This is a genomic window from Streptomyces sp. NPDC008125, from assembly GCF_042957125.1.
Classification (GTDB): Bacteria; Actinomycetota; Actinomycetes; order Streptomycetales; family Streptomycetaceae; genus Streptomyces.
This window is the reverse complement of sequence record NZ_JBIBHR010000016.1, coordinates 201,766-212,026: the sequence shown is the minus strand read 5'-3', so window position 1 is coordinate 212,026 and position 10,261 is coordinate 201,766. Positions and strand designations below refer to the sequence as shown.

Below are 10,261 nucleotides of genomic sequence, written 5' to 3'. Positions count from 1 at the left end.
GCGGTGGCTGGTCTGGTGGAGGGGGTGGGTGCTGGTCTGGTGGGTGTGGTGCATGCGGCGGGTGCGGGTGACAACGGTTTGGTGGGTTCGATGGACGGGGTCCGGTTGGATGGGGTGTTGGGGGCGAAGGCGGATGGTGCGTGGTATTTGCATGAGTTGACGCGTGAGCGTGAGTTGGCGTTCTTCGTGTTGTTCTCGTCGGCGGGTGGGTCGGTTCTCGCGGCGGGGCAGGCGAATTATGCGGCGGCGAATGTGTTCCTGGACGCGTTGGCGGTGCAGCGTCGGTCGGAGGGGTTGGTGGCCACCTCGCTGGCGTACGGGCTGTGGGCGGGTGCGGGGATGGGGCAGTGGTTGGGTGAGGCGGATCTGGAGCGGATGAGGCGGCAGGGTCTTCCGGCGTTGGAGCCGGAGCAGGGCCTGGCGTTGTTCGACGCGGGTGTGGCGTCCGGGCGGGCTGCTCTGGTCCCGTTGCCGATCGACGTCGCCGCGCTGCGGACTCGTACCGACACCATCCCCGCCCTCCTCCGCGACCTCGCCCCTCCCACCACCAGGCGGCGACCCGCCGCCTCCAAGGCCGACGCGACGTCTCTCCGGCTGCGGTTCACGCAGGCCGATGAGGCCGCGCAGGAAGCGCTCCTGAGGGAACTCGTCCTGGAGCGGGCGGCGGCGCTCCTCGGACACGGCAGCGCGGACGCCCTCGACGTACGACGGGACTTCCTGGAGGCCGGGTTCGACTCGCTGAGTGCGATGGAACTCCGTAACGCCCTGATGAAGGACACCGGACTGAGGCTGCCTCCCATGGTGGTCTTCGACAGCAAGAGCCCGGCGGAGCTCGCCCGGCTGCTGCGTACGGAGCTCCTGGCGGCCGGCCCGCTCGCGACCGGCGACAGCGCCGGACCAGGGGCATCAGCGGATTCGTCCGAGGGGCCCGGCGGGGCGCAGAGCGCGACCGGAACCGGTGAGGCCGAGGCTCCCTCGGCCGACAGGCAGCCGGAGACGCTCCGCGACATGTTCCACGCCGCCGTCGTATCCGGCCGGGCGGACAAGGGATTCGCGCTCCTCCAGGCGGCCGCCGACGTCCGGCCGGGCTTCGGCTCGGTGGACGAGATCGACCGGCTCCCCGCAGCAGTCCGTCTCGCGGACGCTCCCGAGGGACCGCATCTCATCTGCCTCAGTACCCCCATGGCCACCGGCGGTGTCCACCAGCACGCGCGTCTGGTGTCCCACTTCGGAGGCCGGCACAGGATATCCGCGCTGCCCGTCCCCGGATTCCTCGCGGGCGAGAGCCTGCCCACGTCCTCCGACGCGGCGGTCCAGGCCCTCGCCCGGAGCGTGCTGGACACGGCGGACGGGAAGCCGTTCCTGCTGCTCGGCTACTCCTCCGGAGGCACCCTCGCCTACGCCACCGCCGGCCACCTGGAACGGGAATGCGGGGTGCGCCCGGCGGGCGTCATCCTGTTGGACACGTTCAAGGTCCACGACGGCGGCAGCGAGGGCGTGCCCCTCGACGGCCTCGCACTCGGCATGTTCGACAAGGAGGCGGTCTTCGGTCGGTTCGACAGCAGCAGGCTCTCCGCGATGGGCCGTTGGGTGGAACTGGTCCCGCAACTGCCGCTCCATCCGGTCGAGGCCCCGGTGCTTTTCGTCCAGTGCACCCAGTCCTTCGTCCCGGACGGGGACGACATGTCTCCCGATCTGCTCAGCGGCCGGGCCGAGCCCTGGGAGGCGGCCCACACCCTGCGGACCGTCCGTGCCAACCACTTCACCATCGTCGAGGACTGCGCCGATCAGACCGCACACGTCATCGACGCATGGCTGGCGTCGCAGAAGTCGGCGCCTGCCTCCGAGTGACTGACCGAGTGACCGAGTGCGGCCGTACCCAAGACGGCCCGCACCGAATCGAAGCGATCGAAGCGAAGCGAGGCGAAGTGACGTGACCGTGGCACCCAGCGCCAAGGGAACCCTGCCGTTCGGCGAACACGAGACCTGGTACCGGGTGACGGGCGACCTCCGCTCCGACCGGCCCACGCTCGTGGTCGTGCACGGAGGACCGGGATCCACCCACGACTATCTGCAGAACCTCTCCGACCTGGCCGACGACGGCTGGTCCGTCGTGCACTACGACCAGATCGGGAACGGCGGCTCGACTCATCTGCCCGACCGAGGAGCGGACTTCTGGACGGTGGACCTGTTCGCCGCCGAACTCGACAACCTGCTCACAGGTCTCGGGATCGCCGACAACTACGTACTGTTCGGGCAGTCCTGGGGCGGCATGCTCATCACGCATCACGCGGCCGCACGTCCCGCCGGTCTGCGTGGGCTCGTCATCGCCAACTCGCCCGCCTCCTATCCGCTCTGGCTCCAGGAGGCCAAGGTCCTCCGGGACCAGTTGCCGCCCGGTGTCAACGAGACGCTGCTGCGGCACGAGGCCGCCGGAACCACCGAGACGGACGAGTACCACACGGCCATGCGGACGTTCTACGAGCGACACGTATGCCGTCTCACGCCCTGGCCCCGCGACTATCTGGCCTCGTTCTACGAGGTGTACAACGACCCCACCGTCTACTACGCGATGAACGGCCCCAGCGAGTTCCACGTGAACGGCACGCTGCGCGACTGGTCGGTCATCGACCTCTGCCCCGATGTCGCCGTGCCCACGCTCCTGATATCCGGCCGTCACGACGAAGCGACCCCCGCGACCGTCCAGCCGTTCCAGGACCTCATTCGGGGAGCACGCTGGGAGGTGTTCGAGGAGTCCAGCCACCTTCCGCACCTGGAGGAACCGGAACACTTCCGTCAGGTCATGCGGACATTCCTCGACGAGGTGGACCCGCCCGTACGGCAGCCGGACCCCCGCGGAGCGTAAGTTCGTCGACGCGGATGACCACCAGGATTGTCCCGGCGTTGTCGGCGCGGCCGGGGTACGACCCCCGGCGAAGCGCCGGCCGTCCTCGCCGACGACAACGTCCTGGCGTCGGTGATCGCCGGGACCGGTGCGATCTCGGCCCATCCGGTGAATCCGACCGGCTGAATCCTTGCGCTGTCTCCGTATCCGGCGTCCAAACGTGCGTCTTACACGTGCGTCTGTGCCGGGTACGCTGCTGCCATGGGACATCGTGAGGATCTGCTCGAAGGTGCCAAGCGCTGCCTGTTGGAGAAGGGATACGCCCGGACGACGGCACGTGACATCGTGGCCGCCTCCGGGACCAACCTCGCCTCCATCGGCTACCACTACGGCTCCAAGGAGGCCCTTCTCAACCTCGCCTTCATCAAGGTGACGGAGGATTGGGGCGACCTGCTGACGCATGAACCCGAGGGTGCGGTCGGCGGCGAGGACGGCTCCCGGGACCCGCTCGACCAGTTCCTCCAGACCTGGGAACGGGTGATCGGCAGCTATGAGCGGACCCGGTCGGTATGGCAGCTCCAGATGGAGGTCATCTCCAGGATCGACACCGATCCCGAACTGCAGAAGGCGCTGGTCGGCCCGCAGCGCGCGGGCCGGAACGGCCTCGCGGAGACGATGCTGGGCATCGATCCGGAAAAGGAACCCGAGAAGGCGCGGGTGGCCGGGCTGTTCTGTCAGGCACTCCTCGCCGGGGTCATGGTCCAGTGGATGATGGACCGCGCCTCGGCTCCGTCGGCGCAGGATCTGACGGAAGGGCTGAAAGCCGTTCTGGCGGGCCGGGAGCGTTCCGCGGACCCGGTTGAAGGGGAGAGCGGAACCGCTCGTAGCGAGGTCCCGGCTGCAGGTTCCGCGGTTTCGTGAACCGCGCGTCCCCGGCCTCGACGACGACGAGCGGACGGCCCGCGTCGAAGCCCTGGAACGGTCCGCCCGTTACTCCCTGAACCGTCCGCCATGCCGGCCGGTTCCTTGGTGCGCACCCGCTCGCGAGGTGCCCTGGGAGGCCGTCGAGTACCTGGCCTCGCAGCTCGGTGTCTTGGATGCCTCGTGCGTGAAGCGGTACGCCGAGCGGCGCTCGACGGTGTACGAGCAGGCAGACGAGGCCCCGAGGCGTTTCACGTACCGGGGCTTCACGGACCGGAAGTGGGGCCGGGAGTTCCGCGGTTTCCTGTACGGGCGGGCGTGGACGCATGCCGAAGGCCCGGTGGCGCTGTTCCACCACGCGGTGACACGGCTGCGGAAGAACCGGCTGCTCCTGCCCGGGGCTCGGTGACGGCCCGGCAGGTGGCGGGGGCCCGTCCGGCGGCCGAGCGCCGGCTGTACGACGTGGTGGCCCGGGCGACGTAAACCGGGCCGATCCCGTGCTCGCGCCGGCTTCGGCGGAGCTGCTGGTGGTGCCGGGGGCAGGCGGGTCTCGGAGCGGGAGAGGGGTCGCGCACGCCGCCGGTGAAATCGACGGGAACGGCGATGGAGCGGGTGGAGGACTCCTCCGCGTTCGCGCTGGGCCGGGTGCACCTGTCGCGGGTGCCGGTGAACCGGCTGTCCGCGCCGGCCCTGTGTGGGCAGCTGAGCAAGGCGCGGACGATCGAGCGGCGCCGGAGTCGCGGCGGACCGCGCTGCTGACGGCGGCGCTGCGTCGGCTGGAGGCGCAGGCGGTCGACGACGCGCTGGACCCTGGACACCACCACCCCCGGCGCCGGCCGACTCGTCTTCCTTCGCCGTCCTCGCCGAGTTCATCCGTGAACCCGTCGTCCAGGGCACCCGCGGGGCCCTGGACGCCCACCGCGCCCGCGGGGTCGGCGGGCGCCCCATCGTCGCCACCGGGGAAGTCATCAAGGCGGCCCGCGCCCTGCTGCCTGACCCCGGCCGCTCCACCACCTCGATCGCCAAGCTCCTCGGCGTCTCCCCGGGCATCCTCCACCACCACATCCCCGACCTGCGCGAACCGCGCGTCGGCACCCTCCGCCGACAGCGCGGGGCCCGTACGGGACAGGCGGACCCCAGCAAGATCGTTTCCACCGGGTTTTTCTGTGACTCAACTACTCACACCCGGGGACGCCGGCGGTTCTCGACGCGTACGCAACCGTCCGGTTCGCTACGTGGGTGAGGTTCCGGGAGTCTCCGCGGAGGGCATCGGACCGTCCGCGGCCCGGGATTTTTCCGACGAGGCGGAATCGCTCCCCGCCATGGCCGTCCGGGGCGCCTCGACGGGTTCGTCGACCAGACCCGCCCGGGTCAGGACGACACCGGCCTGGAAACGGCTGATGGCGCCCTGTTCATCCATGATTTGAGCGATATGCCTACGACAGGTGCGGACCGATATGCCAAGTCGGCGGGCCACCATTTCGTCCTTGTGGCCCATTGCCATAAGGTGAACAATCGACTTCTTGAGTGCATCGATCGTGTGCGTGGTGTCCTTCGTGTCGGGAATGAGCGGGCATGCGGTGTTCCACAGGTTTTCGAAAGCGCCACAGGCGAACGCCACCATTGCCGGGTCCCGCACCGCGACCGTCTCCGTCGTGCCGCACTCCTCGGAGAAGGCCGGGGAGTGGGGCAGGACGAGGGTCTCGCGGTCGAAGGCGACGAGCGGATCGATCAGCTCGGCGCTGGTCCTGACCTCGGCCCCGTGCTGGGTCAGCTCCCGCACCAGTGCCCGGGTGACCAGGTCGCCCCGTATGGCGTGCTGGTAGATGAGCCGTGCCCGCACCCCGCGGTCCAACAAGCCCAGGGTGATGGTCCGGGCGGCCGGGAACAGCTGGCAAGGGCGGGCGCCGCTGGGCAGGACCAGGAGGAACTCACGCCGACAGCGGGCGCTCAGTTCGCTGACCAGCGTGTGCAAGGCCGTGACGCTCGTGGGGCCGCCCGCCGTCGAGGCAGGGGCCGTCGAGCCGGGCAGGCTCGCGTCGCGGCGGAATGGTGACTCCTCCCCGCCGAACCGTGGTGCGCCATGGTCCAGTGGTGCGCGCTTCCCGACCGAGTGGGATCTTCCGGCTGTCGGCATTCGCTGCTCCCCCTTGCGCCCGACAGATCGTGTCAGGCGTCGACTCTAAGATATCCAAAAATGGAGCGTAAATTCACTCCGGGGTGATCCGAGAGTACGGCCGTGCGGGGAGAGGGAATCGGAAGGCTTCGGAATGTTGACGAAAAAGAACGCAAAAGTGCTCGGGGAGGGTGGCGTCCGGTGATGTCGGGCCGGAAGGCCGCCTCGGCCAGGATTTGTCGTCAGGAAATCCGATTCTTCTCGCTCGGTCATGCAGCGTAGCCGAGCGGATTGGTCACCGAGTATCATTTGCTGAATCAATGCGTGTCATTTACTTTTCCTTTACTTGAGTTCGCGTCGTGACGCCGTTTGGGTATGCCACCTCCGGGAAGGGGTAGGACGATTACGACGACTGCTCTGGGCGGGCGGACGACTGCCGGCCGGGCCGCTTCGGCCCGGCAGGACGATCGCGGTGGGGGCGGAGCCGCGTCCCGCGTTGCAGTGCGGCCGCGTTCCCGGTCCAGTGCAGCCGCGTCCCGCGCTCCAAAAGCCGCCCGGAGGGCGTGCTGGCCCCGAGGGCCGAACCGGAAGTCCGCCCCTGTGAGGTCGAGCCCGCGACGGGGCCGCGGACGCCAGGCCCTGAGCACCGACCCCTTGACGCTGAACAGCACCCGGTCCCCGTGCCGTCGGGGCGTTGGCGCCGCCTCCGCCGGGAAGAGCACGGGGCCGTCCATGGTCGCCAGGTCACCGAACGCACGCGCGGCAACCACCTCCGGGGGTAGCGCGGAGTCGATCATTCCGGAACTTCCGACGCGGGACTCGGAAAGATCTGACGCGGCGGCGTGCGGGGCACCCGGGAGCGCCACTTCCGCGGATGCGCGCTCGGGGGGCGCGGAAGTCAGCCCGTCCCTCGGAGCGGACGGAGCGGACGTGTGGGACCGGACCTGCCCGGTCGGCCGGGCAGTCGCGGCCCGGCAGGACCGGCCAGGCTCCTCAGACCGCTTCGGTCGCGGAGACCGCGAGGTGCAGGTCCACCGGGAGGTCCTGTCGGCGCGTGATGTTGAGCTTGCGGTAGACGCGCGTCAGGTGTTGCTCGACGGTGCTGACGGTGATGTGCAGCTTCAGGGAGATTTCCCGGTTGGTGTACCCGCTCGCCGCGAGCGTGGCTACCCGGCGCTCGGAGTCGCTCAGCTTCGTGTCGAGATCGGAGCCGAACTCCTCCGGGGCGCCGCGTCCGCGCATCCGGTCCTCAGGGCCGAGTTCCGGGCTGAACTCCTCGCACAGGGCCTCGGCACCGCACTCCCGCGCCAGGTTCCACGCCTTGCGGATCACCGCGTCCGCCCGGGCGGAGTCGGAGACCGCCCGCAGGGCGCGGCTCAGCTCGGCGAGTGTACGCGCCAGCTCCACCCGGTCTCCGGACCGGCCGAGCTCGTCGACGGACTGGTTGAGCAGGGTGAGCCGCTGGCGCGGGTCCGCTGTCACAGCGCGCGAACGCAGGCTGATTCCGCGTACCCACGGCCGGCGCGCGTCCGGATCGGCGAACTGCTGGTCCACGAGACTCCGGGCCCGCTGCGTCTCACCGAGCCGGAACAGTACGTCGGCCGCGTCCGTCCGCCAGGGGAGTACCGCCGGCCGGTCCAGGCCCCAGCTCGCGGCGAGCCGACCTGCTTCGAGGAAGTCGCCCAGCGCGGCGTGCAGTTGCTGCGTCGCCATCAGGTAATGGCCGCGTGCGCGCAGGTAGGAGAGTCCGTGAGTGCTCTTGAACAGCGTGTCCGCGACGGGCTGGTGAAGCTGGCGGGCGGCCGCCGCATGGTCGCCCATGAGGGTGCGTGCCCGGATCAGGGTGGCTGCCGGGCTTCCGACGAACGCGCTGCTGCTCTGCTCCGGCAGGCAGTCGAGGGCTCTGCGTGCGTAGTCCTCGGCGGCGGACAGATCGCTCAGGCGCAGGAGCACCGCGGCGAGAGCCGAGGAGAACAGCGCCTGCCAGGCGGGGGCCTTCTGCCGCTCGGCTTCGGCGATCAGCTCGCGGCAGCAGGCGGCGGCCCGTTCGGGGTGACCGAAGTAGGTGAGAGACCTCAGCGCGCGCATCACCGGTTCGAGCGTGTCGTCGGTGAGGACGACCGTGTGCAAGAAGCGTTCGGCGGCCGAGGTCTCCAAGCTGCTGCAAACTTCCTGGTCGGGTGCCCCTCCGCCGGGCCCTCGTAGGTGCCCTGCCCGGGCCCCGGGCGTGTCCGCAGTCTCGTCCGGGCGCGTTCCGAATCCGGTCCGGTCCCTGCTCCCCGTGCTGCTCGCCACGGTCTCCCGGAGGATCCTGGACACCACCTCGCCCGCCTCGGCGACCCGGCCCTGGCAGGTGAGAAGTCCGGCCAGCGGCGCCAGACGCTCCGCGGCCAGGCGGCCGGCTCGGAGCACCGCGAGCGGGGCGGACAGGTGCTTCTCCGCCAGCCCCGGGTTGACCCGCCAGGTGACGGCCGCGAGCCGGGTCTTGATGTCGACCCGCTGCTGCTCGTCACCGCTCAGTTCGTGGGCGAGTTCGAGTGCTTGGGTGGCCCGGCCGAGATCGCTCTGCGTCAGCAGATCCTCGGTGGCCTCCCGTAGGACGTCCACGACCCAGGGAAAGGCGGTGAGCGATCCGCCCAGCCGGGCGGCGTCCAGCAGATGCCCCGCGACACCGGTGACGGATTCGCCTTCAAGGTGGAGGAGTTCGGCGGTACGCAGGTGCAGGTCGGCGAGCACCTTGGCCGGAACCTGGTCCAGGACGGCCGTCTGGGTGTGCGGGTGCGGGAAGCGGTGTCCTCGGAGGATGCCCGAGGCGGACAAGGAGGCGACCGACTGTGCTGCGCTGAAGGCCGTGACGCCCAGGAGCCTGCCCGCCCGCTCCGGCGTGTAGGCGTCGCCCAGCACGGCCAGCGCCGCGCCCAGGTCCAGCATGCGGGGGCCGCTGTGGCGCAGGCAGGTCAGCACTGCCTGTCCGAACAGCCCGCCCTGCTCGGGGCGGAATTCATCGGTGGTGGCGGGCGCGGAGCGGTGCTCCTCCAAGAGAGCGCGCAGCAGCAGGGGGTTGCCCCCGCTGATCGCGAGCAGCTCGCCCGAAAGCGCTTCGCGTGGCGTGGGTCCGGGGGCGGAGGCCGCGACGCGTCGGCAGCCCTCGGGGGTGAGCCGCCGTAGCCGGATGCGCCGCACGTTGCGGCTGCGCAGCAGCTCCGTCCCGAAGGAGGCGTCCTGGGTGTCCTGGTGCAGGGGCATCGTGAGCGCCAGCAGCACCCGGGTGGAGCGGCTGTGCCGGACGATGTGCAGCAGATAGCGCAAGGAGGCGATGTCCGCGTGGTGCACGTCGTCGACGGAGATCACGACCGGCCTCGTGGCACTCAGTCGCTCCAACGCCGCCTGAAACTCGCGCATCGCGCTCACCTGCGGTGCGCCGTCCGGTGCCGCGGAGACCTCGGGGAGGGCGCCGGCCGGCGCGTCGCCGGTCAGCTGTCGCATCAGACCCAGGGGGAGATCTCGCTCGGTCGGTGAACCGAACGCCCTCAGAACCAGATCGTCCTCGTCGGCCCATTCGGTGAGGGAGTCGATGAGCTCGCTCTTGCCGCATCCCGCGGCTCCCTCGATGACGACGACGCGGGCTGCGCCGCCCCGGCACTCACCGAGTGCGGTGCGCAGTGTCCAGACTTCCCGTTCTCTTTCGATATAGTCCACAAAATCCCCCGTTAATATGCTGCGTTGAGATGTGCTGTCATGAGGAGAATCGCCCTGATGCTGCACGTGTGGCGTATATGGAACGCGCGTGCGTACGGTGCACGCCCACGAGTGTGGCGCACGCTCAGTGCATCCTCTAGTGGCCACAAGCTGCACGCTCGGGGAGCGGGGAGCGGGGAGCGGGGAGCGATCCGAGGCGACCGGCCGACGCTGCGCGGCCCTGGTCGGCGTACTACTGGCCTTGTTCCTGACGGCCCGTGGGCGGCGGACGCCCCGCTGCCGCCACGTCCTTCCCGTGCCCGGCAACCGCACCCCCCCGGCTCCGATCACTGCCTGATCGTCGACCGGCGCGGCGCACCTCCCGCCGTCACGCTCCTCGGCGGTACACCGATCTCGTTGAGGAGTGCGGCCGGGTGTAGGGGAAGGAACGGCCGGCCGGTTGGGCGGTCGGTGAGCCGTAACCTTTCGCGGAAGTGCCCTCGTTCGGTGGTTGGCGCCGCATGGCTTCCGTCCTCGGCCACGACGGCATGAACCCGGTGGAGGTGTGCAAGGGTTCCCTGGAGCTGGGACCCGACGCGCGCGCCGCCGTCGAGGCCGCGACCGGCTCAGCGCCGAGCGTGGACTCGGGCTCCCGACGACGCTGATCTTCGACCACCCCGACCTGAAGGCGGTCGCGGCGC

The 10,261-nt window shown here is 70.1% G+C and carries 8 protein-coding genes; 6 read left to right on the top strand and 2 right to left on the bottom strand.

Annotated features, from left to right (window positions below; all coding sequences use genetic code 11):
• Window positions 1-3: 3 nt before the first annotated feature.
• From ACFZAX_RS26085 to ACFZAX_RS26065, 5 genes are all read left to right on the top strand, one after another.
• Complete coding sequence (locus ACFZAX_RS26085) at window positions 4-1,851, top strand: KR domain-containing protein (protein ID WP_390964660.1); 1,848 nt, start codon at window positions 4-6, stop codon at window positions 1,849-1,851.
• 82 nt (window positions 1,852-1,933) lie between these two features.
• Window positions 1,934-2,866 carry a proline iminopeptidase-family hydrolase gene (locus ACFZAX_RS26080; protein ID WP_390964649.1) on the top strand — a complete coding sequence of 311 codons (933 nt, stop codon included), beginning with the start codon at window positions 1,934-1,936 and terminating at the stop codon, window positions 2,864-2,866.
• Between the two features lie 240 nt (window positions 2,867-3,106).
• Entirely contained in the window at window positions 3,107-3,766 is a 660-nt protein-coding gene (locus ACFZAX_RS26075; RefSeq protein ID WP_390964647.1) for a TetR family transcriptional regulator, read from the top strand.
• 127 nt (window positions 3,767-3,893) lie between these two features.
• Window positions 3,894-4,175 carry a DUF4158 domain-containing protein gene (locus ACFZAX_RS26070; protein ID WP_390964646.1) on the top strand — a complete coding sequence of 94 codons (282 nt, stop codon included), beginning with the start codon at window positions 3,894-3,896 and terminating at the stop codon, window positions 4,173-4,175.
• 194 nt (window positions 4,176-4,369) lie between these two features.
• On the top strand, window positions 4,370-4,525 hold the full coding sequence (locus ACFZAX_RS26065; protein WP_390964645.1) for a hypothetical protein: 156 nt from the start codon (window positions 4,370-4,372) through the stop codon (window positions 4,523-4,525).
• Between the two features lie 472 nt (window positions 4,526-4,997).
• Here the strand turns inward: ACFZAX_RS26065 and ACFZAX_RS26060 are convergent, their stop codons facing one another.
• The gene (locus ACFZAX_RS26060; RefSeq protein ID WP_390964644.1) at window positions 4,998-5,741 is read right to left on the bottom strand and encodes a hypothetical protein; all 744 of its coding nucleotides are present in this window, start codon (window positions 5,739-5,741) and stop codon (window positions 4,998-5,000) included.
• 1,134 nt (window positions 5,742-6,875) lie between these two features.
• Window positions 6,876-9,581 (bottom strand): AAA family ATPase, encoded by a 2,706-nt coding sequence (locus tag ACFZAX_RS26055; RefSeq protein WP_390964642.1) that lies wholly within the window; start codon window positions 9,579-9,581, stop codon window positions 6,876-6,878.
• A gap of 500 nt (window positions 9,582-10,081) precedes the next feature.
• Between ACFZAX_RS26055 and ACFZAX_RS26050 the strand changes: the two genes are divergently transcribed.
• Window positions 10,082-10,225, top strand: coding sequence for a hypothetical protein (locus tag ACFZAX_RS26050; RefSeq protein WP_390964641.1), 144 nt, complete (start codon window positions 10,082-10,084; stop codon window positions 10,223-10,225).
• The last annotated feature ends 36 nt before the right edge of the window (window positions 10,226-10,261 follow it).